The organism is Micromonospora sp. SD12, from assembly GCF_052068495.1.
In the GTDB taxonomy this organism is placed as follows: Bacteria; Actinomycetota; Actinomycetes; order Mycobacteriales; family Micromonosporaceae; genus Micromonospora; species Micromonospora echinofusca.
Genome location: NZ_JBQHDF010000001.1, coordinates 630336 through 653625, shown reverse-complemented (window position 1 = coordinate 653625; position 23290 = coordinate 630336). Strand labels below are relative to the sequence as shown.

General features: G+C 73.7%; 23 protein-coding genes. 12 read left to right on the top strand and 11 right to left on the bottom strand.

Going from position 1 to position 23290, the window contains the following annotated elements; all coding sequences use genetic code 11:
• Window position 1: 1 nt before the first annotated feature.
• Window positions 2–1030: an EamA family transporter gene (locus ACTMS2_RS03070; protein WP_441173940.1), complete on the bottom strand. Its 1029-nt coding sequence runs from the start codon at window positions 1028–1030 to the stop codon at window positions 2–4.
• 80 nt (window positions 1031–1110) lie between these two features.
• On the opposite strand from ACTMS2_RS03070, the gene ACTMS2_RS03065 reads away from it, so the two are divergent.
• From ACTMS2_RS03065 to ACTMS2_RS03055, 3 genes are all read left to right on the top strand, one after another.
• Complete coding sequence (locus ACTMS2_RS03065; RefSeq protein WP_441173939.1) at window positions 1111–1728, top strand: LppU/SCO3897 family protein; 618 nt, start codon at window positions 1111–1113, stop codon at window positions 1726–1728.
• Between the two features lie 607 nt (window positions 1729–2335).
• Window positions 2336–2824: an LppU/SCO3897 family protein gene (locus tag ACTMS2_RS03060; RefSeq protein WP_441174092.1), complete on the top strand. Its 489-nt coding sequence runs from the start codon at window positions 2336–2338 to the stop codon at window positions 2822–2824.
• Window positions 2825–2963: 139 nt separating this feature from the next.
• Entirely contained in the window at window positions 2964–4205 is a 1242-nt protein-coding gene (locus ACTMS2_RS03055; protein ID WP_441173938.1) for an AAA family ATPase, read from the top strand.
• Between the two features lie 96 nt (window positions 4206–4301).
• Here ACTMS2_RS03055 and ACTMS2_RS03050 read toward each other — a convergent pair whose 3' ends face one another.
• Window positions 4302–4856, bottom strand: a complete 555-nt coding sequence (locus tag ACTMS2_RS03050; protein WP_441173937.1) for a GNAT family N-acetyltransferase — start codon at window positions 4854–4856, stop codon at window positions 4302–4304.
• Between the two features lie 125 nt (window positions 4857–4981).
• Between ACTMS2_RS03050 and ACTMS2_RS03045 the strand changes: the two genes are divergently transcribed.
• Together ACTMS2_RS03045 and ACTMS2_RS03040 are read left to right on the top strand one after the other, a co-directional pair.
• Window positions 4982–5527 carry a DoxX family protein gene (locus tag ACTMS2_RS03045; RefSeq protein WP_101413412.1) on the top strand — a complete coding sequence of 182 codons (546 nt, stop codon included), beginning with the start codon at window positions 4982–4984 and terminating at the stop codon, window positions 5525–5527.
• A 215-nt stretch (window positions 5528–5742) separates the two neighbouring features.
• On the top strand, window positions 5743–7185 hold the full coding sequence (locus ACTMS2_RS03040) for a glycosyltransferase 87 family protein (RefSeq protein ID WP_441173936.1): 1443 nt from the start codon (window positions 5743–5745) through the stop codon (window positions 7183–7185).
• A gap of 19 nt (window positions 7186–7204) precedes the next feature.
• Here ACTMS2_RS03040 and ACTMS2_RS03035 read toward each other — a convergent pair whose 3' ends face one another.
• From ACTMS2_RS03035 to moaC, 4 genes are all read right to left on the bottom strand, one after another.
• Window positions 7205–7657 carry a molybdenum cofactor biosynthesis protein MoaE gene (locus ACTMS2_RS03035; RefSeq protein WP_441173935.1) on the bottom strand — a complete coding sequence of 151 codons (453 nt, stop codon included), beginning with the start codon at window positions 7655–7657 and terminating at the stop codon, window positions 7205–7207.
• Window positions 7654–8913: a molybdopterin molybdotransferase MoeA gene (locus tag ACTMS2_RS03030; RefSeq protein WP_441173934.1), complete on the bottom strand. Its 1260-nt coding sequence runs from the start codon at window positions 8911–8913 to the stop codon at window positions 7654–7656. Before ACTMS2_RS03030 ends, ACTMS2_RS03035 begins: the two co-directional genes overlap by 4 nt.
• Window positions 8914–8995: 82 nt before the next feature.
• Window positions 8996–9466, bottom strand: coding sequence for a MogA/MoaB family molybdenum cofactor biosynthesis protein (locus ACTMS2_RS03025; protein WP_363622896.1), 471 nt, complete (start codon window positions 9464–9466; stop codon window positions 8996–8998).
• Complete coding sequence (gene moaC, locus ACTMS2_RS03020) at window positions 9463–9954, bottom strand: cyclic pyranopterin monophosphate synthase MoaC (RefSeq protein WP_441173933.1); 492 nt, start codon at window positions 9952–9954, stop codon at window positions 9463–9465. Before moaC ends, ACTMS2_RS03025 begins: the two co-directional genes overlap by 4 nt.
• A 790-nt stretch (window positions 9955–10744) precedes the next feature.
• On the opposite strand from moaC, the gene ACTMS2_RS03015 reads away from it, so the two are divergent.
• The 5 genes from ACTMS2_RS03015 to ACTMS2_RS02995 all read left to right on the top strand — a co-directional run bounded on the left by ACTMS2_RS03015 (window position 10745) and on the right by ACTMS2_RS02995 (window position 16512).
• Window positions 10745–13249, top strand: a complete 2505-nt coding sequence (locus tag ACTMS2_RS03015; protein ID WP_441173932.1) for a putative bifunctional diguanylate cyclase/phosphodiesterase — start codon at window positions 10745–10747, stop codon at window positions 13247–13249.
• A gap of 65 nt (window positions 13250–13314) precedes the next feature.
• Window positions 13315–14619, top strand: coding sequence for a glycosyltransferase 87 family protein (locus ACTMS2_RS03010; RefSeq protein WP_441173931.1), 1305 nt, complete (start codon window positions 13315–13317; stop codon window positions 14617–14619).
• Window positions 14620–14628: 9 nt separating this feature from the next.
• A complete protein-coding gene (locus ACTMS2_RS03005; RefSeq protein WP_089002830.1) occupies window positions 14629–15261 on the top strand; it encodes a phosphoribosyltransferase in 633 nt (210 codons plus the stop codon).
• 22 nt (window positions 15262–15283) lie between these two features.
• A complete protein-coding gene (locus ACTMS2_RS03000) occupies window positions 15284–15712 on the top strand; it encodes a zf-TFIIB domain-containing protein (RefSeq protein ID WP_441173930.1) in 429 nt (142 codons plus the stop codon).
• 113 nt (window positions 15713–15825) lie between these two features.
• A complete protein-coding gene (locus tag ACTMS2_RS02995; protein ID WP_441173929.1) occupies window positions 15826–16512 on the top strand; it encodes a maleylpyruvate isomerase N-terminal domain-containing protein in 687 nt (228 codons plus the stop codon).
• A gap of 60 nt (window positions 16513–16572) precedes the next feature.
• Here ACTMS2_RS02995 and dnaB read toward each other — a convergent pair whose 3' ends face one another.
• Window positions 16573–17964, bottom strand: coding sequence for a replicative DNA helicase (gene dnaB / locus ACTMS2_RS02990; RefSeq protein WP_441174091.1), 1392 nt, complete (start codon window positions 17962–17964; stop codon window positions 16573–16575).
• 411 nt (window positions 17965–18375) lie between these two features.
• Here dnaB and ACTMS2_RS02985 point away from each other — a divergent pair, with 411 nt between their 5' ends.
• Window positions 18376–19932, top strand: a complete 1557-nt coding sequence (locus tag ACTMS2_RS02985) for a hypothetical protein (RefSeq protein WP_441173928.1) — start codon at window positions 18376–18378, stop codon at window positions 19930–19932.
• A gap of 127 nt (window positions 19933–20059) precedes the next feature.
• On the opposite strand, the gene rplI is transcribed toward ACTMS2_RS02985, so the two are convergent.
• The 4 genes from rplI to rpsF all read right to left on the bottom strand — a co-directional run bounded on the left by rplI (window position 20060) and on the right by rpsF (window position 21710).
• Complete coding sequence (gene rplI / locus ACTMS2_RS02980) at window positions 20060–20506, bottom strand: 50S ribosomal protein L9 (protein ID WP_101413423.1); 447 nt, start codon at window positions 20504–20506, stop codon at window positions 20060–20062.
• 14 nt (window positions 20507–20520) lie between these two features.
• Window positions 20521–20760, bottom strand: a complete 240-nt coding sequence (gene rpsR, locus ACTMS2_RS02975; RefSeq protein WP_007073789.1) for a 30S ribosomal protein S18 — start codon at window positions 20758–20760, stop codon at window positions 20521–20523.
• Window positions 20761–20801: 41 nt separating this feature from the next.
• Window positions 20802–21338 (bottom strand): single-stranded DNA-binding protein, encoded by a 537-nt coding sequence (locus tag ACTMS2_RS02970; RefSeq protein WP_172896610.1) that lies wholly within the window; start codon window positions 21336–21338, stop codon window positions 20802–20804.
• Window positions 21339–21419: 81 nt separating this feature from the next.
• The gene (gene rpsF / locus ACTMS2_RS02965; protein WP_074315517.1) at window positions 21420–21710 is read right to left on the bottom strand and encodes a 30S ribosomal protein S6; all 291 of its coding nucleotides are present in this window, start codon (window positions 21708–21710) and stop codon (window positions 21420–21422) included.
• A 630-nt stretch (window positions 21711–22340) separates the two neighbouring features.
• Here rpsF and ACTMS2_RS02960 point away from each other — a divergent pair.
• Complete coding sequence (locus tag ACTMS2_RS02960; RefSeq protein ID WP_441173927.1) at window positions 22341–23132, top strand: deoxyribonuclease IV; 792 nt, start codon at window positions 22341–22343, stop codon at window positions 23130–23132.
• The last annotated feature ends 158 nt before the right edge of the window (window positions 23133–23290 follow it).

Below are 23290 nucleotides of genomic sequence, written 5' to 3'. Positions count from 1 at the left end.
GCTACCGCCGCGACGGCTTCGGCGCGGTCCCCGGTGCGGGACGTCGCGGTCTCTCGGTGCTCACCACGAGGGCCACCCCGGCGACGATGACCGCGCCGCCGAGCACCACCCGCGCGGTGACCGGCTCGGCCACGAACAACGCGCCGAGCGCCACCGCGACCACCGGGTTGACGTAGGCGTACGTGGAGGCCAGCGAGATCGGGGCGTGGTGCAGCAGCCAGACGTACGCGGTGAACGCCACCAGCGAGCCGGCCACCGTCAGGTACGCGAGCGCGAGCCACGACCGGGTCGTCACCGTGCCCGGGTCGAACCCGCGCAGCTCGCCCCGGGCCACCGAGAGTACGGCGAGTGCCGCCGCCCCGGCGAGCATCTCGTAGACGGTGGCGACGAACGGATCGGCGGGCATCTGGATGCGCCCGGAGAGGAAGGAGCCGACCGACCAGCAGGTGGCGCCGACGACCACGGTCAGCGCCCCGGTGAGCGGCACGGCACCCGTCCCGCCGGTCGGCAGCACCAGCAGCACCAGCCCGACGAAGCCCAGCGTCACCCCGGCCAGCGTCCACGACCGGGGTCGGTCGCCGGTGACCGTACGCAGCAGCACCACCAGCAGCGGAACGGTGGCCACCAGCAGCGCGGCGATCCCGGAGGGCACCGCGACCCCCGGCGGCCCGGACTCGGCGAGCACCACCAGCCCGTTGCCGCCGGCCAGCAGGAGCACGCCGACCAGCGCTGCCGAGGCGAGTCGCCGGCGGTCGACCCGCAGCGCGCCCCGCCCCCGCCGCACCCGGAGCACGATCGCCAGCACCAGGGCGGCGGCGGCGAACCGGGCGGCGGCGGAACCGAGCGGCGGCATGGACTCCACCGCGATCCGGATGCCCAGGTAGGTGGAGCCCCAGAGGACGTAGACCAGCAGCAGGGCGGTCCAGAGCAGCGCCGGCCTGGCGGCAGCCGTACGAACGGTCCCGGCTCCCGGGCCCGTTCGGGTGCCGGCGTCGGCCGGCGGCGGTGCACTCGGTGGAGGTGGGCTCATCGGTGGACACGCTACGGTGGCCTCGGCGTCGGCGTCCCTCGTTGGTGGCCGGCCTCTCACCACTCGCACGGGAGGCGTGCATGGCGAACTACGGAGCACCGGGTCACGGGGACCCGGACCCGTGGCACGGGCGACGCCCCGACGAGTCGTACGGTCCGCCGGCCGGCGGGTGGGGCGGCGGGGAGGCCCCGTACGCGGGTAGTCCCGCCCCGCCCCCGCCCCCGCAGCGCCGGCGCGGGCGGGCGGGTCCGGTCGTCGCGGTGCTGGCGACGGTGGTGTTGCTGGTCGTCGTCGGCGGCGCCGCCGTGCTCTACCTGCTCGGTCAGGACGACGACACGCCGGTCGCCACGCCGAGCGAGCCCGCACCTGCGGCGAAGACCGACCCGCCGACGGCGACGACGGGCGCGGCCACCGCCGCCCCGGTCACGCCGCCCGCTCCCGAGTCCTCGGCCGACCCGCGCTTCGTCAAGGCGGGCCAGTGTGTCCGCAACGACGGCCCCGCCGGCGGCAAGCCCAAGCTGCTGATCAGCGACTGTGCCCCGCAGACGTACGAGGTGCTGCGCCGCATCGACGGGGCGACCAGCGGCGAGAAGGACGCCGCCGCGAAGTGCGCGAAGGTCGACGGCTACACCAACTGGTACTTCTTCGACAGCGAGCTGGACACCCTCGACTTCGTGCTCTGCCTGAAGCAGCGCTGAGCGCCGCGCCCGGCATATCCGCACCCCCCTGAGCACCGCACCCTGGACCACGCACCCCTGATCCACCCGCACCCCTGAGGAAGAGATGACGACCTACGGATCACCCGCGCAGCCGGAGGACCCCTACCAGCGCCCGCCCGGCACCCCGGGCGGCCCGCCACCCATCGACCCGACGCTGCCCGAGTGGGGTCAGCCGCCGGCCGCCGGACAGTGGGGCCAGCAGCAGCCGGGGGGTGAACCGCAGTGGGGTCAGCAGCAGCCCGGGAGCGAGCCGCAGTGGGGCCAGCCGCCGTCCGGTGGCGAGGCACCGGCCGCCCCGCAGTGGGGGCAGCCGGACCCGATGTGGAACCAGCCGCAGCCGCCGAACCCGGAGCCGGCCTACCCGCCACCGACCTCCGGCGCGGGCTATCCGCCACCCAGTTCCGGGGCCGGCTACCCGCCACCCAGCTCCGGCGCGGGCTACCCGTCGCCCAGCTCCGGGGCCGGCTACCCGTCGCCGGCGGACCAGGGCGGCTACCCGGCGGCCGGGCCGTATCCGCCGGCCGGGCCGACGCCAGCCCCGGGCAACCAGTGGGGCGCCCCGCCGCCGGGCCCCGGTGCGTACGGGATGCCGCCGGCCGCTCCGCCGGCGAAGAGCGGCGCCGGCAAGGTCGCGTTGATCATCGGCCTGGTCGTGGTCCTCCTGCTCTGCCCGTGCCTCGCCCTCGTCGGCTGGGGGTTCTACCAGGCCGGCGAGGACGACGATCCGATCGCGGCCCCGACGGTGAGCGCTCCGGTGAACCCGAGCGGCCAGCCGACGGGCCGACCGACGAGCGAGCCCACGGACGAGCCCAGCGCCGCGCCGACCTCCGCCAAACCGAGCCCCAGCAGGAGGGACTTCGCCAAGGGCGACTGCGTCGTCAACGACGGTACGGCCACCGACGCCGAACTGCGGAAGGTGCCCTGCGGCCCCAACACGTACGAGGTGCTGCTGCGGATCCCGGGCACGGCGGACGGCGACCGGTGCAAGACCCGGGCCCCGGAGGCCACCGCGAACTACGTGCACGACAACTCAATCGACTTCCTCGACTACGTGCTCTGCCTGAAGAAGCGCTGATTACCAAAACTAGGGCTGTCTAGCGTCCACGCTAGACAGCCCTAGTTTCGTGTCGAGAGGCTCCGACGCCCCGACACGCCGGTTGCCCCATCTACGCATGTCTAGTCCCGCAGCTAGACGGCCCGATACTGTGCGATGCGTGGATCCGGTCCGCAACCCGTACGCCCCGGGCGCCGGCCAGCGCCCGCCCGAGCTCGCCGGGCGGGGGCGCGAGCTGGACGTCTTCGACGTCGTGCTGGAGCGCATCGCCCGGGGCCGGCCCGAACGCAGCCTGATGCTCACCGGCCTGCGCGGGGTCGGCAAGACGGTACTGCTCAACACCCTCCGCTCCCAGGCCATCAACCACCTCTGGGGCAGCGGCAAGATCGAGGCCCGGCCCGACCAGTCGCTGCGCCGCCCGATCGCCGCCGCGCTGCACATGGCCGTCCGGGAGCTGGCGCCCCGCCACCGCGCCCCCGACCGGATCGACGCCTTCCTCGGCGTGCTCAAGGCGTTCGCCCAGCGCACCGCGCCGACCGGTCGCGGCAACGCCGCCCCGAAGCTGCGCGACCGGTGGCAGCCCGGCATCGACGTACCCGCCGCCAGCGGCCGGGCCGACTCCGGCGACATCGAGATCGACCTGGTCGAGCTGCTCACCGACGCCGCGGCGGTGGCCGCCGACGTCGGCACCGGCATCGCGATCTTCATCGACGAGATGCAGGACCTCGGCCCGGAGGACGTCTCCGCGCTCTGCGCCGCCTGCCACGAGCTGTCCCAGCTCGGCGCGCCGCTGATCGTGGTCGGCGCCGGGCTGCCGCACCTGCCGGCCGTACTCAGCGCGGCCAAGTCGTACTCCGAACGGCTCTTCCGCTACCAGCGCATCGACCGGCTCGACCGGATCGCCGCCGACCAGGCGCTCTGCGCGCCGGCCGAGCGCGAGGAGGTGGAGTACGAGCAGAAGGCGCTCGACCTGCTCTACGAGAAGTCGGGCGGCTACCCGTACTTCGTCCAGGCGTACGGGAAGGCGACCTGGGACCACGCGCCCCGCTCGCCGGTCACCGCCGCCGACGTACGGGTCGCCGCGCCGGAGGCCGAGGCCGAGCTGGCGGTCGGCTTCTTCGGTTCCCGCTTCGAGCGGGCCACCCCGGCCGAACGCGAGTACATGCGGGCCATGGCCACGCTGTCCCTGGTGGAGGGCGAGATCGACGGCGGGGGCCGGGACGACATGGACGCCGCGGTGCCGACGGCGGAGATCGCCCGTGCGCTGGGGCGCAAGCCGGCCAGCCTCTCCCCGGCCCGGGACGCGCTGATCAAGAAGGGCCTGATCTACTCCGGGGAACGCGGCACGGTCGCCTTCACCGTCCCCCACTTCGGCCGCTACCTGCGTACCCAACCGGCCTGACCGGCCACCACGGACCGCGACAGGGCGCCACCCCCGGTCAGCGCGGCGCGGGACGGCCGGGTCCGGCGCGGCGCGGGCGTCGGGCCAGCGGAGGCGTCAGACCTTGGACCAGGGGGGCGGGAAGAGCACCTCGCCGCGCGGCGGCGGGCCCTCGCCGCTCGTGGCCGGCGGCAGCACCAGCGCCTGCCAGGGGTCGCCGAGACCCGACCAGGGACTGGTCAGGCCCATCCGGTCGGCCCGACCGAAGCCGAACCGGTGGTAGTAGGCCGGGTCGCCGAGCACCACCACCAGCCGCTCGCCCAGCTCGGTGGCCGCCTCGATGGCGGCCTGCACCACCGCCGTGCCGAGCCCGATCCGCCGCCGGTGCGGCGCGACCGCCACCGGGCCGAGCGCCAGCGCCGGCACGACGTGGTCGTCGGACTTCACCCGCACCCGGGTGAGCAGGGCGTAGCCGACGACCTCGCCGCCGTACTCGGCGACCATCGCCAGCTCCGGCACCCAGGCGTCGCTGTCGCGCAGCTCGTCGACCAGCCCGACCTCCGGCGGCGTGGCCACGTCGGGACGGGCGAACGCGGCGGCGAGCACCCGGCGGACCGCGCCGGTGTCGGCCGGGTCCTCAGGTCGCAACCGCAGCGTCGTCACGCCGGGCACGTTACCCCTCACAGGCGGTCCATCAGCGACGGTCGCTCGAATCGGCGTGGCGCGACGTGCACGTCCGCCGATCCGGATCGGCGGTTGCGGGGGTAGCGGGGCCGGCGACGGGGTATGACTGATCCATGAAACCCGTGCGTTCCCTCGCCCGTGCCATGCTGAGCGGCATCTTCGTGGTCAGCGGGTTCACCAACCTCCGCAACCCCGGGCGGCTGGTCCCGGCCGCGAAGCCCGTGACGGACCGGGTGACCCCGCTGCTGGAGAAGGCCGACCCCCGCATCCCCACCGACACCGAGACGCTGATCCGCGCCAACGCGGCGGTGCAGGTGGGCGCCGGGCTGATGCTCGCCACCGGCCGGTTCGCCCGGCCCGCGGCGCTCGTCCTCGCCGGCACGCTGGTCCCGGTGACCCTCGCCGGGCATCCCTTCTGGAACAACGACGACCCGGCGACGCGGCACAACAACCAGATCCACTTCCTGAAGAACCTGGGCCTCCTCGGCGGGCTGCTGCTCGCCGCGGCGGACACCGGCGGCAAGCCGGGGCTGCGCTGGCGGACGGGTCACCGGATCGGCCACTCCCGACGTTCGGTGCAGCGAGCCGTCCGTACCGCCCGCAGGGAGGCCCGGATCGCCGTACGATCAGCAGCGACGGCCCGACGACTACCCGGCTGACCTGCGTCGATACCTCCCCCCGGCCGACCCCTCACGTGTCAACGCCGCGAATCACCTGAACCGCCCGACAGGCGTTAACGCGGTGGAAATGTCAAAAACATGTGTGGGATCGGACACGGTCGCATAACGCGGGAGGCATTAACGTGAGGCGCCGTTCTAGGCTCCGTGCAGGACCTGGACGGGTAGGACGACCTTGGTACGGGGGTGGCCACGCCATGCCGGCGACCGTCGGAAGACGGGTGGACCGCCTCGCCCCAGTCCGCCGCGTAACGCGTGGGATCGATCGTAGGACAGTCGTACGGACCGGCATCGTGGCCGCCGTCGCCTATGCCGCATGGTTCGCCATCGGTGCTTTCGGGCGGCCGTACAACTTCTTCGACATGAAGATCTACCACGGCGCGGTGGTGTGGTGGGCGAGCGGTCACGAGCTCTACGAGTTCATCGCACCCGGCACCACCCTGGGCTTCACCTACCCGCCGTTCGGCGGTCTGGTGATGCTCCCGATGGCGCACCTGCCGGTCGAGCTGGCCGGCATCGTCAACGCGCTCGCCAGCGTCGCGGCCCTGGCCGTCGTGCTGGCCGGGCTGCTCCGCCCGATCGTCGACCGGCTGGGCTGGCCCCTCTGGTTCACCGTGGGCATCGCGACGCCGCTGGCGGTCGCCATCGAGCCGGCCCGGGAGACCCTCGGCTACGGCCAGGTGAACCTGCTCCTCTTCGCCCTGATCATGGCCGACCTGATCGGCCTGCGCTGGCGGTCGCGCCGGGGCACCCACATCGCCCCGAGCGACGGGCCGCTGCTGCGGTTCGTCCACAGCGGCGCCTGGGCCGGCGTGGGCATCGGCCTGGCCACGGCGGTCAAGCTGACCCCGGCGCTGTTCATCGCCTACCTGATGATCACGCGGCAGTGGCGCGCCGCCACCACCGCCATCGGCACGGTGATCGCCGTGACCCTCGGCTCCTTCGCGGTCGTCGGCACGGAGTCGCGCGCCTACTTCGGCGGCGTGCTCTGGCAGACCGAGCGGGTCGGGGCCGCCGACATGACGCCCAACCAGTCGCTGGCGGGGCTGCTGGCCCGCCTGTACGACTCGATCGAGACGCCCGGCCTGCTCTGGCTGGCGTTCTCGGTACTGATGCTGGCGGTCGGCCTCTCCCGGGCCGTCAACGCCCGCGCCGACGGTGACGAGCTGACCGCGTTCACCCTGGTCGGCCTCACCGCCAACGTGATCAGCCCGATCTCCTGGACGCACCACCTGGTCTGGGTGATCCCGGCGATCATCGTGCTCGCCGACGCCGCCGTACGCCGCCGCGACGCCAGTCGTGGGCTGGCCCAGCGGTCCGGTCAGGGCGGTTACGGCGGCCCGCCGGGGGTGACCGGGCTGCGCCCGCCGATCTGGTACCCGACGCTGACCGGGCTGCGGCACGGCGCCGCCGCGACCGGGCTCTACCTGCTCTTCCTGATCTCCCCGATCTGGCCGTACGAGCACCAGCTCCCCGAGGTGTCGCACTACCAGGACGGCCTCTTCGGCGCCCTGATGGAGAACTCGCTGGCGCTGGCCCTGATCCTGCTGGTCGCCGCGCTGCCGTGGCGTCCCGGTGCCGAGCCGGCCTTCTACGGCGACCGGTTCGGCCGCCAGGCCGTGCCGGGCGTCCGCCGCTGACGGGATGGAGCCGCCCCGCTCAGGGGCAGTTCACCCACTCCTCGGTGCCGTCGGCGAAGACCTGCCGCTTCCAGATCGGCAGCCGCGCCTTGACCTCGTCGACCAGCCGGGCGCAGGCCGCGAACGCGGCGGCCCGGTGGGCGGTGCTGACGGCCGCCACCAGCGCCACGTCGCCGATGGCGAGCGGGCCGACCCGGTGCGACACCGCGACCGCGTACACGTCCGGGTCGGCGGCCACCTCGGCCGCCACCTCGCGCAGGATCCGCTCGGCGCTCGGGTGGCCCTCGTACTCCAGGCTGGTCACCGCGCGGCCGTGGTCGTGGTCGCGGACCACCCCCTGGAACGAGACCACCGCCCCCGCCCGGCGGTCCGCGACCGCCGCCTCGTGCGCCGCGAGGTCGAGCGGCCGCTCGGTGACCTCACCGAACGTCGCGGGCTGTCGGCCCGACGCGTCGGCCGTCGGCGCGGTCACCACGCACGCTCCCCGGGCAGCAGCGGCAGCGGTACGACCGGCACCCGGTCGCCCGGCTCGCCGGAGGTGCCGGGGCGGATGACGGCGAACCCGTCGGCGCCGGCCAGCCCGCGCAGCATCGCCGAGCCGACGTGCCGGACCGGCTGGGCGGTGCCGGCGGTCCGGTCCACCCGCACCAGCGCCAGGTGCGTGTACGCGCCCCGGCCTCGCACCGGCTCGGCGAGCGTGACGTGCGGCAGCACCGGCATCGGGCGGCCCGCCAGGCCGGCCAGCAGCGGAGCGACCAGCGAGACCAGGGCGACGATGGCCGACTGCGGGTTGCCGGGCAGCCCGGCGACGAACCGGACCCGGCCGTCGGCGTCGGCCAGCCGCGCCAGCAGCATCGGGAACCCGGGCCGCACCGCCACCGTATTGACGACGTAGTCGGCGCCGAGCGCCTCCAGCGCCGGATGCAGGTGGTCGACCGGCCCGTGCATCGTGCCGCCGGTCGTACACACCAGGTCGGCGGTGCCCAGCGCGGCGCGCAGCGCCGCCACGTGCGCGGGGAGCGTGTCCGCGACCGGTCCCACCACGTCCGAGGGGCGGACGAGGCAGCCGTAGCGGCGCAGCCACGCCGGCACCGCCGGCCCGAGCGCGTCGCGCACCCGCCCGGCGCCGGGCGGGCCGGCGGTCAGCAGTTCGTCGCCGAAGACCAGCAGCGCGGCGCGGGGTTGGCGCCGTACCAGCAGCCGGTCGTGCCCGCAGGAGGCCGCCAGGCCGATCACCGCCGGGTCCACCGGCGTGCCGGCGGGCACGAGTTCCTCCCCGGCGTACGCCTCCTCGCCCGGCTCCCGCCACTCCGGCGCCGGCCGGGGCGTGCCGTCGACGAGCCCCTCCGGCGTACGGCGGGAATCCTCCACCCGCAGCACGGCCGTGGCGCCCTCCGGCACCATCGCGCCGGTGGCGATCTCGACGGTCGTCCCGTCGTCGGCCAGCGGGGCGGGGGTGCCGCCCGCCAGCACCCGCCCGACCGGCCGCCACGGCCCGGCACCCCGCACCGCCCAGCCGTCGACGCTGGAGGTGGGAAAGGCGGGCAGGTCCGTACGGGTGGCCAACGGCTCGGCGAGGGTGTGCCCGTCGGTCTCGGCGAGCGGCCGACTGACGGCGGGCAGCGCGGCGGCCAGGCCGACGGCGTACACCCGGGACCGGGCCTCCTCCCAGCCGGCGGGCGGGGGCGCGCTGACCGGCTCGGCGGCCGGTGCGGTTTCCGTGCTCACCGGCCGAGCCTAGCGGTGGGACACGACGGTCGCGCCGTCAGCGGCGCCACGCCCACCGGTTGGCCGTGGCCCGGGGCGGTCGTCAGTGGTCGCCGCCGCGGAGCTGGTCGACGGCGTGGCTGAGGATCGGCCCGAGTACGGCGAGACCGTCCCTGGCACCGCCGGTCGAACCGGGCAGGTTGACCACCAGCATCCGGCCGACGACGCCGGCGAGCCCCCGGGAGAGCGCGGCGGCGGGGACCTTGTCGCGGCTGTGCGCCCGGATCGCCTCGGCGATGCCCGGGACCTCGTGGTCGAGCAGCGCCCGGGTCACCTCGGGCGTGCGGTCGGAGGGGTTGATCCCCGTGCCGCCGCTGGTCAGCACGACGTCGATCCCGTCGGCCAGGGCGGCCCGCAGCGCCTCGCCCACGGGCTCGCCGTCGGGCACCACCACCGGCCCGTCCACCTCGCAGCCGAGGTCACGCAGGCCGGCCACGAGCAGGGGGCCGCTGGTGTCCGCGTACACGCCGGCGGCGGCCCGGTTCGAGGCCACGACCACCCGCGCGCGGATCACGACCGCTCCTGCGGGCGCACCCACAGGCCGGTCTTGCCGCCCTCCTTGCGCAGCACCCGGACCGCGTCGACGCTGGCCGCCGGGTCGACCGCCTTGACCATGTCGATCAGCGCCAGCCCGGCGACGGCCACCGCCGTCAGCGCCTCCATCTCCACGCCCGTACGGTCGGCTGTCCGCGCGGTGGCGGTGATCTCGACGGTGTCGTCGGTGAGGGTCAGGTCGACCGTGACGCCGTGCAGGGCGATGGGGTGGCAGAGCGGGATCAGCTCGGGGGTGCGCTTCGCGCCCATGATGCCGGCGAGGCGGCCGACCGCCAGCGCGTCGCCCTTGGGCAGCCCGTCGCGGCGTAGCAGCTCGACGACCTCTCTGGTGGTGCGGAGCCGGCCGGTGGCGACGGCCAGGCGGCCGGTGACCGCCTTCGGGGAGACGTCGACCATGCGGGCCGCGCCCGCCGGATCGACATGGGTGAGCTGCGCGGGATCGGTCACGGTCGCGAGCCTATCCGGCGGGTGGCACCATCCTGTCGCGAATTGACCGGGAGAGGGAACGCGTTTCCGGCTCGTTGCGTCACGACCGTTTCCACCCCGCTTCCACGGACCGGTCCGATAGTCGTCCTCCCCGGCGCGACGCTGGACCGGGATGTCGTCCGGTAACCGCGTGACGCCATTGGCCCTTCACCGACCCGAGAAGCGATCATCGCCAGCGGGGAATTACCCACTGCCGGTCGATCCGGCGGCGACGGGCAACGTACGGAGTGCATCTTGCTCCCTGTCATTCCGTGACGACGTCCGGCCCGTACGCGGGTGGCCACGCCGACGGAACTGCCTGGCGGACGGGGCGTACCGGCGCGGAAGCGGTGCCTCGGCCACCCGACGCGCCCGGGGGCCGGTTCACGGGCCGGTGCCGCAGCCGCCTCCCGCTGCAAACTGCACCGTCGTGTCCGATGCCGTGAAGGCCTCCACCGGTCCATTATCTAGCGTTAACCGGAAGTCGATAGAAACACAGCACTGAGTTCCCGCCCAGAAGCAGAAAGTCACGCCAGAGGGCGCGCTTCTCATCCATTGCCCATAGTTACATATATCCCTCCATAATTGGCCGAACCGCACTTAGGCTGTCGGCGTCGCGGAACACAGCGGCGCAAGGGCCAACGCGAGACCGGGGAGGGATAGCGATGTCGGCACACGAGTGGAACTGAGCATTGTGGCTGGCGCGTGACCGCGGGTAATCTTGGCGTGCTTCGCAGGCGAGAGCAGTCGGGACGCGGTGACACGACTGGACGTGGGCAAGACAGAGGCCGAGCGGCGGCTCACGCTGCACGTCGGCCTCGTCTGCGTTGTGGCCGCCATCGCGGCCGCCCTGTGCCTGCGCGAGCTGACCCGGCTGGACTGGTCCCGTGGTTACCTGACCCTCTCCCTCGCCCTGATCTGCCTGGCCTTCCTGGGCATGACGATCAAATGGCGGATCCGGATCCGCGCGACGGTGCACGCGATCTCCTGGAGCGAGACCGCCATCATCCTGAGCCTGGCGGTCGCTCCGACCCCCCTGGTCATCCTGACCACCGGGATCGGAGCGGCGATGGCCCAGTACTTCGCCAAGCTCCCGCCGCTGAAGGCCGCGTTCGGAGTGGCCAAGACCATGCTCCTGGCGGTGGGCGGCGGGGCAGCCCTGCACGCCGCCGGCGGATCACCGCCGATCACCGACCTGTGGCAGGTCCTCGGCCCGATCGGCCTCGCCTACGCCGTCGCGGTGATCCTCGACGAGCTGCTGACCCTCCCGGTCATCGCACTCGCCACCGGCACCCGGCTCCGACAGCTCTTCCGTGAGGACCTCGGGCTGCGCCTGACCAGCGCGCTGGCGCGTTTCGTCCTCATCGTCACCACGCTGTTCATCCTCCACGCCGACCCCCGGCTCCTGCTCGCGGTGCCGCCCCTGGTGCTCAGCCTCCACCTGCTCTACTCCAACCGGGTCAAGGCCCGCACCGAGCAGCAGGCGTGGCAGCGCCTCGCCCGCACCACCGACGCGCTGAACGTGGTCGACCTGGACAAGGTCCTCACCACCGCCGTCACCCAGGCCGCCGAGCTGTTCTCCGCCGACGAGGTGGAGATCGAGCTGCGCGACGGCGGCCGGACCGTGCGCGGCGGCGCGGTCGCCATCACGTACGACGGGCCCGCCGGCGAGCCGACCCCGACGGACGGCACCGTGGTCCCCACCCCGCTGGAGGGGCACGACCGGACGGTCGACGTGGGCATCCTGCGACTGCGGTTCCGTGGTCCCGTGGCCCTCTCCGAGCGGGAGCAGTACACGCTGCGCACCTTCGCCTCGGCGCTCTGCACCGCCGTCCGCAACGCGCAGGCGTACGCCGAGCTGGCCCGCGTCGCCGACGAGCACGCGTACGCCGCCACCCACGACGCGCTGACCGGGCTCGCCAACCGCCGGCACCTGCTCGACCAGGGCAGCGAACACCTCGGCACCCGCCACGCCGACGGCGTGACAGCCCTGGTGCTGATCGACCTCAACCACTTCAAGGAGGTCAACGACACCCTCGGGCACGCCGCCGGCGACCAGGTGCTGGTGCAGGTCGCCGAGCGGCTGAGCGGCGCCGCCCAGGACGGCGACCTGGTGGCCCGCCTCGGCGGCGACGAGTTCGCCGTACTCCTGCGGGGTCTGCCGGCCCCGGCGGTGGCCGCACACCGCGCGGAGACCCTGCTCGCCGCGCTGCACGAACCGTTCGACCTCGACGGCATGCGGATCAGCGTCGAGGCCAGCGGCGGGATCGCCGCCGCACCCGCCACCGGCGGCATGCCGGAGCTGCTGCGCCGTGCCGACGTCGCGATGTACCAGGCCAAGCGGGCCGGGCAGCGCACCTCGACGTACGCCCCGACCCGCGACACCGCCGACCTCGGCCGGCTCACCCTCGGCGGCGAACTGCCGCGCGCCGTCGCCGACCACGAGTTCACCGTCAACTTCCAGCCCATCGTCGACCTGGGCACCGGCCGGGTCACCGGCGCGGAGGCCCTCGCCCGCTGGCACCACCCCACCCACGGCATGATCGATCCGCTGCGCTTCCTGGAGGCCGTGGAACGCTCGGGCCTGCTCCCCGCCTTCGCCGAGGCGATCCTCGACCAGGCCCTCATCGCGGCGGGCAGCTGGCGCGACGCCGGCTTCGACGTGCCGGTGGCGGTCAACGTGTCGCCGCGCAGCCTCCTCGACGCCCGCTTCCCCGGCTCCGTGCTGGCCCGCCTACGGGCCCACGACCTGCCCCCCGACCGGCTGGTCCTCGAGCTGACCGAGACGCTCACCCTCAGCCAGCTCGACGTGGTCGACCGGGTGCTCAGCCGGCTGCGCGACGAGGGCGTCCGCCTGGCGCTCGACGACTTCGGCACCGGCTACTCCTCCCTGTCGCTGCTCTCCCGCATCCCCGTGCACGAGCTGAAGATCGACCGCAGCTTCGTGACCGCCATGGAAAGCTCCGCCGAGGCCGCCGCCGTCATCCGCTCCACCCTCGACCTCGGGCGCAGCCTCGGGCTCGACGTGGTGGCCGAGGGCGTGGAGAGCGAGCCGCAGCGCCGGGCCCTCTGGGAGCTGGGCTGCACGGCCGGCCAGGGACACCTCTTCGCCCGGCCGATGCCCGCCGGCACCCTCCTCGCGGCGTTCCGGCGCGGCTCCGGGGGCAGCCCCGGCACGCTCGCGCCCCCACTGCACGACGCGGGAGCCGTCATCCGGTTCGCCCCCGGCCGCCGGCAGGGCGGGCGCGGCCGAACCGACCGCCACCTGCCCGCCTGACGCGGCGGCAGGCGCCATCTGCCCACCTGCCGCGGCGGCACGCGCCTGCTGCCAGACTGGCCCGCGTGACCGCCGCCCCGACCACCCGCCGCCCCGGCTGGCAGCGCCTCGACTCCGCCGCCGGCGGACTCGCCCTCGACCTCGGCCTGTACGCCGCGTCGGCCGCGTTCGCCGCGATCACCGCCGCCACCTCCACCCTGGCCCCGCACCGGGCCTGGGGCGCCGTCGCCGCCGTCGGATACCTCCTCGCCGCCCTCGCCGCGACCGGCCAGCTCCTGGCCCGCCGCCGCGATCCCGCCTCGCCGCCGGCCGGGCTGCGGGCCCGCTGGGCCGTCACCGGCTTCGCCTGGTTCGCCACCGCCCTGCTGCCGCTGGCCTGGCAGAGCATCCAACGGGCCGGCGGACGCACCGACCGGGCGCAGGAGGAGGTGCTGGTCGTCGAGGAGTCCGGCCAGCGGCTGGTCGACACCGGCACCCCGTACCTCGGGCACGACGCGATCGCCGCCCTGCCACCCGGCGAACAACTGCTCGGCTACACCCCCTACCAGCCGGGAATGGCCCTGTTCGGGCTACCCCGGGCAGCCGTCGACGCCTGGTGGACCGACGCCCGCGTCTGGTTCGCCGTCGGCACCGCGCTGGCCCTCGCCCTGGCGGTCCGCGCCCTCACCCGCGGCGCCCGCCGCGCCGCCGACGACCACACCCGGGCCGCCCTCCTGCGGGGCGTACAGGCCGCCACGGTCCTCCCGGTCTGCGCACTCACCTTGGCCACCGGCGGCGACGACCTGCCCGTACTCGCGCTCTGCCTGCTCGCCCTCGCCCTCGCCGCCGCCGGCCGACCGGGTCGGGCCGGCCTCGCCGTCGGCCTGGCCGGGGCACTCAAGCTCTTCGCCTGGCCGGTCGCCCTCGTACTGATCATCTGGGGCCTGACCCGACGCGCCGGCCTGCGGGTCGCCGCGGGCGCGATCGGCCTGCCCGCCGCCGCCCTGCTGCCGGCTCTCCTCGTCGACCGCGACGCACTGGTCGAGAACGTGCTCCGCTTCCCGCTCGGGCACGGCCTGGTCACCAGCCCCGCGCAGTCCCCGTTCCCCGGCCACCTGATCGCCACCGCGCTGCCCGCCGGCCGCGCCGTCGCCGCCGCCCTGCTGCTCGCGGCCGGGCTGGCCATCGCCGTCCGGCTCGCCCGCCACCCGCCCCGCACCGCCGTCGCCACCGCCCTGACCTGCGGGTACGGCCTGCTCGCCGCGATCCTGCTGATGCCCACGACCCGCTTCGGCTACCTGCTCTACCCGCTCGCCCTCCTGGTGTGGGCCCCCGCCCTGCGCCCCCCGGTTTCCGCGAACTGGCGGGCGGAGGCCGGCGACACGGCGTAGACCTGAGGCATGACCACCTACCGCGACCGCGAAGAGGCGGGCCGGACGCTCGCCGACCGGCTCACCGCCCTCATCGGTGAACCCGACGTCATCGTGCTCGGGCTGGTACGCGGCGGCGTGCCCGTCGCCCGGGTGGTCGCCGAGCGTCTCGGCGCGCCCATGGACGTGCTCGTCGTCCGCAAACTCGGTATGCCGTGGGCGCCCGAGGTGGCCTTCGGCGCGCTCGGCCCCGGTGGCGTGCGGGTCCTCAACGACGTCGTGGCCAGCCGGCTCACCGAGGGCGACGTCGCCGAGGTCGTCCGCCGCGAGCAGGCCGAGTTGGAACGCCGCGAGCGGCTCTACCGCGCCGGCCGGCCGCCGCTCGACCTGACCGGGCGCACCGCCGTGATCGTCGACGACGGCCTCGCCACCGGTGCCACCGCCCGCGCGGCCGTCCAGGTCGCCCGCCACCTCGGCGCCCGCCGGGTCGTGGTGGCCGTCCCCGTCGGCTCGCAGGAGGCGTACGAGATGCTGGCCGCCGAGGCCGACCAGGTCGTCTGCGCCCAGCATCCGCCGGAGTTCATGGCGGTGAGCGCCTACTACGAGGACTTCCACGAGGTTTCCGACTCCGAAGTCACGCAAGCGCTGACAGCGACCGCATGACCGGACCGGGTACGGTCGGAGGATGAGCCTGACCTGTCCCAAGTGTCACGGAGAAATGCGCCAGTACGAGCGCAGCGGCGTCGTCATCGACCAGTGCGGCGAGTGCCGGGGGATCTTCCTCGACCGCGGCGAGTTGGAGAAGCTGTTCGAGGCGGAGGCCAACTGGAACCGCCAGCAGGGCGGTGCGGCCCCGGCGCAGCCCGCCCAGCAGCAGGGCGGCTACCCCGGCCAGCCGAGCCACCAGCAGGGCGGTTACGCGCCCCCGCCGCCCCCGCCGCCGCCCGCCCCCGCCCCGCACCAGCCGGGCTACGGCGCCGTCCCGCCGCCGCCCCCGCCGGCGCACGGCTACCCGCCGGCCCCCGCCTACGGGCACGGCCAGCAGCACCACGGTTACCACGGGCACTACAAGCGCAAGAAGCACAAGAGCTTCCTGGACGAGATGTTCGGCTGAGCCACCCCGTCGACCGGGCCGGCGCCTCGACCGGCCCGGTCACCCGTGGCTCCGCGCCCACCGCCCGCGCCGCTCGCCGTGCCGCCCGACGGCCGTCGTGCGACGCTGCCCCCATGACGCCGCACACGCTCCACCATCCGCTGGCGCAGGCGTACGACGGGATCACCCGGGTCGTCGCCGACCTCGACGACGCCGACCTGCAACGGCCCACCCGGTGCCGGGGCTGGCTCGTCGCGGACCTGCTGTTCCACGTGCTCTGCGACGCCCAACGGGCCCTCGTCGCCCTGGCCAGCCCCGCCGACGGCCCGCCCGACGTGGACGACGTGAGCTACTGGCGCGCGTTCCCGCCCGGCGAGGACGAGGACGGCGACGACGCACGGCACGCCTGGTGGGCCCGCCGCTCCGCCGCCGCCTTCGACCGGCCCGGCGCCATCGTCCGGCTCTGGACCGACACCGCCCCCGCCGCCGTACGCGCCGCCGGCGCGGCCGACCCCGACGGCCACGTCACCACCCAGGGGCACGTGCTGCGGGTGCCGGACCTGCTCGCCACCCTGACCACCGAGGCCGTCGTGCACCACCTGGACCTGGTCCTCGACCTGCCCGACGCACCCCTGCCCGGCGTGCTCGCCACGGGCGTCGCCGTCACCACCATGGACGGCCTGCTCAGCGACGACGCCGTCCGACCGGCCGCCTGGAGCGACGCGGATTACCTACTCAAGGCCACCGGCCGACTGCCACTCACCGACCGCGACCAGCTCGAACTCGGCGAGGTCGCCGGCTGGTTCCCACTGCTGGGCTGACCGGTTCCCGCCGCTCTGGGCTGACCGGTTCCCTCTCCCGGGGCGGAGGCGCGACCGTCCTCAGACGATGGCCATGTCCACGAATCGCGACAGGTGGAGCTGTGCGGCCACCGTCACCGTGTCGGTCGGACCATTTCTGTGCTTGGCGACAATGAAATCCGCCTCCCCGGCCCGCGGCGACTCCTTGTCGTAGTAGTCGTCGCGGTGCAGCAGGATGACGACGTCGGCATCCTGCTCAATCGAGCCCGATTCACGCAGATCGGACAGCTGTGGTCGCTTGTCGGTCCGCTGCTCCGGGCCACGGTTCAGCTGACTCACCGCGATCACCGGGCATTCGACCTCCTTGGCGAGCAGCTTGAGGCCACGGGAGAGGTCCGCGACCTCCTGCTGCCGGCTCTCGGTGCGCTTCGGGGAGGTCATCAGCTGGAGATAGTCGACCACGATCAGCTTGAGGTCGTGCCGCTGCTTCAGCCGGCGCGCCTTGGCCCGGATCTCCATCAGGTTCATGCTTGGCGTGTCGTCGACGAAGAGCGGTGCCTCACTGATCTCGCCCATGCAGCGGGCAAGCTTGGTCCAGTCGTCGTCGGAGAGCTGGCCGCTGCGCAGGACGTGCAGGGGCACGCGCGCCTCGGCCGACAGCAGCCGCATGACGATCTCGACCTTGCTCATTTCCAGCGAGAAGATGGCCGACGCTTGATTTGCCCGAATCGCAGCGTTGCGCGCGAAATCCATACTTGCGGTTGATTTGCCCAGACCGGGACGTCCGGCAACAATCACCAACTGCCCTGCGTGCAGGCCGTTGAGCAGCCGGTCCAGGTCGGTGAAGCCGGTGGGGACGCCGGTCATGACGCCGCCCTGGGCGCCGACCGCCTCGATCTCGTCCAGCGTCGGCTGGAGCATGTCGGCGAGTACGGCGAAGTCCTCGCTGACGCGGCGCTCCGTGACGTCGTAGACCGCCTGCTGGGCGAGGTCCACGATGTCGTCGACGTCGCGGCTGCCGCCCTGGCTCGTGCCGTAGCCCAGTTGCACGATCTTGGTGCCGGCCTCGACGAGGCGCCGCAGGACCGCCCGCTCGCTGACGATCCGGGCGTAGTACGCCGCGTTCGCGGCGGTGGGCACGCTGGCGATCAGCGTGTGCAGGTAGGGGGCGCCGCCGATGCGTACGAGATCGCCGGAGTCGGCCAGGGCCGCCGCCACGGTGATGGAGTCGGCCGGCTCGCCGCGGCCGTAGATCTCCAGGATGGTGTCGAAGATGGTGGCGTGCACCGGCCGGTAGAAGTCGTTGGTCTTCAGGATCTCGACGACGTCGGCGATGGCGTCCTTGGACAGCAGCATGCCGCCGAGCACGCACTGCTCGGCGGCGACGTCCTGGGGCGGGGTCTTGTCGAACTGGCCGTCGCGCTGCGGCGGCGGGGACGCCTGCCCCCCACCCGCTCGCGAGTCCGCCCGCATGTCGTCGGTGACCGACACGGGTTCCCCCTCCACTGCGTCGGATCCGGATCCAGCCGTATCGCCGGGGTACGACAACCTCGACCTGCCGGTCGATCGGGGGTCATCGCACGGCCGGTCGGGGGCCAACCATACGGAACCCGAGGTCAGCCCCTCAACCACGTCGGTGGACGAGCCTCGGGACAACCTGTGGACGCCGGGGGACGAGCATGTGCGCAGGATGTGCACAACCTGTGGACAACGGCTGGGGAATTCTCCGCCGCGCGCCCGTGAACTGCGGAAACGCAATCCCCAGCCTGTGGATGACAAGTTTTCGGTCGAACTGCCCGGTCGAACGTCCCGTACTATCTCCAGCGAACGGCTACACCTGGACAGCGGATTGCGCCATCGGTTGAGAAGGGTCACGCTCCCGCCGTGAGTAACCGGGACTGGAGACGCGGGGAGGATGCGCCGCGCGAGCGACGGCCGGTAGCCCCCTGGCACGATCCCGCCGACCCCGCACCGGCCGGTCCCTACGAGCGCGCACCCGCTCGGCACCGCACGCCGAGCCGGCGGCGGGCCGCCGAACGCGGCCAGGGGGAGCCGGTCGACAGCTACCTGCCCCGCTGGGCGCTGGAGTCGGGAATCCGCAGCGCGGACGGCGGCGGACGACACGCCGCGCCCGACGACGAGGTCCGGGTCGAGGCCGACCAACCGTCTTCCGGTGCCGCCTGGCGGACCACCGAGACCACGAGCAGTTGGCGCCGGGTCAGCGAGACGAGCTGGAGAACGGCTGCGGCGTCCGGCGCGGCGGCGGAGTCGGAGCACACCGGGGAGTGGACGTTCGACCACCTGCGGGAGCGGGGCTACTCCGGGCGCCGGCGGGCCGAGGACGATCCCGTCTCGGGAGCGGCACCGCCGAGCCGGCCGAGGCGCTCACCGTCGCACCCCCCGCAGGTCGTCTGGTCCGGGCTGGAGGAGGCGGAGGCGGCCGGGCCCGTACCGGACCGGGAGACCCGCCGGGGTCGGTGGGCGGCGGAGGACCGGCCCGCCGTCGATCCCTGGGACCGGGGAGCGCTTTCCGACGCGTCCGAGAACCCGCCCTCCCGCACTCCGACCGTGGACGCGTGGGACGCCTCGGGTGCACACGCGTGGGACGCCTCGGGTGTGCACACGTGGGACGCCTCGGGTGTGCACGCGTGGCGTTCGGCCGGGGAGGTCGACCGCTGGGAGCACGCGGGCCCCGACCGCTGGGACCGGTCCGACGACACCGGGCGGTGGGACCGCACCGACGACACCGGGCGGTGGGAGCGGCATGCCGACGGCGGGGGGTGGGACCGGACCGCGCCCGGTTCCGGCACCACGGCGGAGGGCTGGCCCTGGCCGGGGCGCGAGGACCGCGAGGAGGGCTTCTGGTCCGGCACGCACCTGGCGGGCGACGATCCCCGGTGGGCGGGTCCGTCGGCGGCGGCAACCCGGTCACCGGTCGCGCCCTACACCGCGCCGCGCCGGCGGGTGGCGGCACCGACGGCGGGGGCGGCGCAGCCGGTCGGTGCCGCTGGGGCAGCCGTACGCCGATCGTCCGGGACCGCCCGGCCGGGGGTCCGGAGCCGCCGCATCGAGGACGACCTGCTCGATCCCGATCCGGGTGGGCCGTGGCGGTCGCTGCTCTACACGGTCGCCTGCTATCTGGTGCCGGCGGTGCTGATCTTCGGCTGGTTGTTGACGCTGGACGGCCAGGTGCCGGCGGGGTGCGTCACGGACATCAGCGGAGGAGGTTGCGACTCACCGAGGTCGCGGGCGCTCGGCTCGGTGGCGTCGGGCCTGCCGCGCTTCGGGTTGGCGCTGGCCAGCAGCCTGGTCGTGGCGCTGCTGCTGCGCCGGGTCGGTACGACGTGGCGTCCGGCCAGCGTCGCGCTGGCGGCGGCAGTGGTCGGCGGCGGCCTGTCCACGGTGATGATCAGCGCGGTCACCGGGCAGCCGATCGGCTGAGCGGTCGGGGTTGGCGCCCCGGGCCGGTGACGGTCAAGGCCCGCCGGGAAGCGGCACGAGCGGCCGTACGACGGACAGGGCCCGCACCGGTCGGTGCGGGCCCTGTGTCGTGGTGCGGGGTGAGGTGTCAGCCCTGGACGACGTTGAGGTCGAACTTGGCGGTCACCTCGGGGTGCAGCTTGATCTGCACCGGGTAGGAGCCGGTCGACTTGATCGGACCGGACAGCTCCAGCCGACGACGGTCGAGGACCGGGCCACCGGCGGCCTTGACGGCGTCGACGATCTCGGCCGGGGTGACCGAGCCGAAGAGCCGACCGCCGTCGCCGGCGCGGGCCTTCAGGTTGACCTTGAGGCCCTCGAGCTGGCCCTTGACCTCGTTGGCGTGGCCGAGGTCGCGGATCTCCCGGGCCGAACGGGCCCGCTTGATGACCGTGACCTGCTTCTCCGCACCCTTGGTCCAGGCGATCGCGAAGCCCTGCGGCAGCAGGTAGTTACGGCCGTAGCCGTTCTTGACCTCGACGATGTCGCCCGGGGCACCGAGGCCGGACACCTCCTGAGTCAGGATGATCTTCATATCGGTGCCTCCTCTCAGCGGGCCGTGGCCGTGTACGGCAGGAGCGCCATCTCACGGGCGTTCTTGACCGCACGGGCGATCTGCCGCTGCTGCTGCGAGGTCACGCCGGTCACCCGCCGAGCGCGGATCTTGCCGCGGTCGGAGATGAACTTGCGCAGCAGCGCGGTGTCCTTGTAATCGATGTAGGTGATCCCGTCCTTGTCGAGCGGGTTCACCTTCTTCTTCGGTTTGCGAAGTGCAGCGGCCTTGGCCATTGCTCGTGCTCCTGGTTTGCGATCGCGGGCGCTCGGCGCCATTAGAACGGGGGCTCCTCGTCGAAGTTGCCGCCACCCGAACCACCGCGCGAGGGTGCCGGTGCAGCCGAGGCCCAGGGGTCGTCGAAGTTGCCTCCGCCGCCGCCCTGGCCACCTCCACCACCGCCGCCGAAGCCGCCGCCACCGCCGCCGGAGCGGGACATCTTCTGCACCTTCGCCGTGGCGTAGCGCAGCGACGGGCCGATCTCGTCGACCTCGAGCTCGATGACGGTGCGCTTCTCGCCCTCGCGCGTCTCGTACGACCGCTGACGCAGCCGGCCCGAGACGATCACGCGGGCGCCCCGCTGGAGCGACTCGGCGACGTGCTCCGCCGCCTGCCGCCACACGGTGCACGCCAGGAAGAGCGGCTCGCCGTCCTTCCACTCGCCGGAGGCCTTGTCCATGAACCGGGGCGTCGAAGCGACCCGGAACTTGGCGACCGCCGCACCAGAGGGGGTGAACCGCAACTCGGGGTCATCGGTCAGGTTGCCGATGACCGTGATGGTGGTGTCTCCTGCCATGACCATCTCCTCGCGCACTCATCTGTTCTGCCGTACAGGCTCTCAGAGCCCTCCGACAGTGCCGATGAGGCTGATCCGGGTGAACCGGGTTGAATGCTTTTAGCGCATCTCCGGCCGGATGACCTTGGTGCGCAGCACGGACTCGTTGAGCCGCAGCTGACGGTCCAGCTCGGCCACCGCCGCGGGCGTCGCCTGCAGGTCGACGACGGCGTAGATGCCTTCGGCCTTCTTGTTGATCTCGTACGCGAGGCGCCGGCGGCCCCACACGTCGGTCTTCTCCACCGAGCCACCCGCGGTCCGGATCACGTTCAGGTACGTGTCGAGCGACGGGGCGACGGTGCGCTCCTCGAGACTGGGGTCGAGGATCACCATTACTTCGTAATGACGCAAGACGTGCTCACCTCCTGTGGGCTAGGCGGCCACGGTCCTTCCGTGGCAGGAGGTCTGCGTCGTGGCCCACGCCGGTTCCGGGGGGACCCGGCCGGACGCGGACAACCGGACCAGGATACCCGGTCCCGACGATCATGCCCGGGGTGGTCGGCGGGAGCCGTCCGCCGGGCGAAGCGACGGGGGCCCGCCTCGACGTCGCTGTCGATGCGAGCCCCCGTACACGAGGCCGCGGGGCGTCCCGTCCGCATTCCTTGGGTGGGACCTGGGGAGGAACGACCACACCGATGAGGTTGGACCGGGGACGCCCCGCGGAGCTTTATCGTGTTGTTACCTGACGTTACAACGGCTCTTGCCCCTTGTCGGGGGTTATGGCGGAATTCTCCGACAAATTTCCCGATGAGTCCGCTTCCGTCAGGGCGGGCCCCCGCCGCGCCGGGCCGCGCGGGCGGGGGTGCCCCTGCCTTACGGGTACGTCCGGTCGGCCGACCGGCGGCCGTTCCTGGCCGGCTGCGGCAACCGTGGATCCCACTCGCATCAACGACCGCCCATGCCGGGAGGTGACGCGCGGGGCCGGCGAGTCCGCCACCGCCGTCATCCCGGCTGTCGGAGACGCGACGTAGGCTCCCCTGCATGCGTATCGGAGCCCACGTCGATTCGACCGACCCGATGGCGGAGGCGACCGCCCGAGGGGCCGAGGCCGTGCAGTTCTTCCTCTCCGACCCGCAGGGGTGGAAGGCACCGAAGCCGCGGGAGGACGCGGACCGGCTGCGGGCCGCGGACGTCGACCTCTACGTGCACGCGCCGTACGTCATCAACGTCGCCACCCTCAACAACCGGATCCGGATCCCCAGCCGCAAGTTGCTGCTCGGGCACGCCAAGGCGGCCGCCGCCATCGGCGCGAAGGGCCTGATCGTGCACGGCGGGCACGTCAACGCCGGCGACGACCTGGCCGTCGGCTTCGACAACTGGCGCAAGACCTTCGCGTACGCGGCGGACTCCGGCGGCTTCGACGTGCCGGTCCTGATCGAGAACACCGCCGGCGGCGACAACGCCTGCGCCCGGCGACTCGATGCGCTCGCCCGTCTCTGGGACGCAGTGGGCGACCACGAGGTGGGCTTCTGCCTGGACACCTGCCACGCCCACGCCGGCGGCGAGGAGCTGCTCGGGCTGGTCGACCGGGTCAAGGCGATCACCGGGCGGATCGACCTGATCCACGCCAACAACTCCAAGGGCGCGTTCAACTCCGGGCAGGACCGGCACGACAACCTCGACGGCGGCACGATCGACCCGGAGCTGGTGGTGGCGGTGATCCGCGCGGCCGGCGCACCCGTCATCGTCGAAACCCCCGGCGGGGTCGACGGTCAGGGTGCCGACATCGCCTTCCTGCGTGACCGGCTGGGCGCGGGGAGCCCTGCGGCATGACGACCGAGCAGTCCGCCGCCGGCAGCCCCCGTCCCGACGCCGCCGCCGGGAACGCCGACGCCGCCGGGAAGACGGACGCCGCCGCCACGACCGGCAAGGCGGAGGCCGAGGCCTCCGGCACCGCCGGGAAGGCGGACGCCGCCGGGAAGGCAGACGCC

What these genes read in the sequence shown, in the direction of transcription:
- ACTMS2_RS03070 (WP_441173940.1), bottom strand. Translation starts at nt 1,030, where the DNA reads ATGAGCCCACCTCCACCGAGTGCACCGCCGCCGGCCGACGCCGGCACC.
- ACTMS2_RS03065 (WP_441173939.1), top strand. Translation starts at nt 1,111, where the DNA reads ATGGCGAACTACGGAGCACCGGGTCACGGGGACCCGGACCCGTGGCAC.
- ACTMS2_RS03060 (WP_441174092.1), top strand. Translation starts at nt 2,336, where the DNA reads ATGCCGCCGGCCGCTCCGCCGGCGAAGAGCGGCGCCGGCAAGGTCGCG.
- ACTMS2_RS03045 (WP_101413412.1), top strand. Translation starts at nt 4,982, where the DNA reads ATGAAACCCGTGCGTTCCCTCGCCCGTGCCATGCTGAGCGGCATCTTC.
- ACTMS2_RS03040 (WP_441173936.1), top strand. Translation starts at nt 5,743, where the DNA reads ATGCCGGCGACCGTCGGAAGACGGGTGGACCGCCTCGCCCCAGTCCGC.
- ACTMS2_RS03005 (WP_089002830.1), top strand. Translation starts at nt 14,629, where the DNA reads ATGACCACCTACCGCGACCGCGAAGAGGCGGGCCGGACGCTCGCCGAC.
- ACTMS2_RS03000 (WP_441173930.1), top strand. Translation starts at nt 15,284, where the DNA reads ATGAGCCTGACCTGTCCCAAGTGTCACGGAGAAATGCGCCAGTACGAG.
- ACTMS2_RS02995 (WP_441173929.1), top strand. Translation starts at nt 15,826, where the DNA reads ATGACGCCGCACACGCTCCACCATCCGCTGGCGCAGGCGTACGACGGG.
- dnaB (WP_441174091.1), bottom strand. Translation starts at nt 17,964, where the DNA reads ATGCGGGCGGACTCGCGAGCGGGTGGGGGGCAGGCGTCCCCGCCGCCG.
- rplI (WP_101413423.1), bottom strand. Translation starts at nt 20,506, where the DNA reads ATGAAGATCATCCTGACTCAGGAGGTGTCCGGCCTCGGTGCCCCGGGC.
- rpsR (WP_007073789.1), bottom strand. Translation starts at nt 20,760, where the DNA reads ATGGCCAAGGCCGCTGCACTTCGCAAACCGAAGAAGAAGGTGAACCCG.
- ACTMS2_RS02960 (WP_441173927.1), top strand. Translation starts at nt 22,341, where the DNA reads ATGCGTATCGGAGCCCACGTCGATTCGACCGACCCGATGGCGGAGGCG.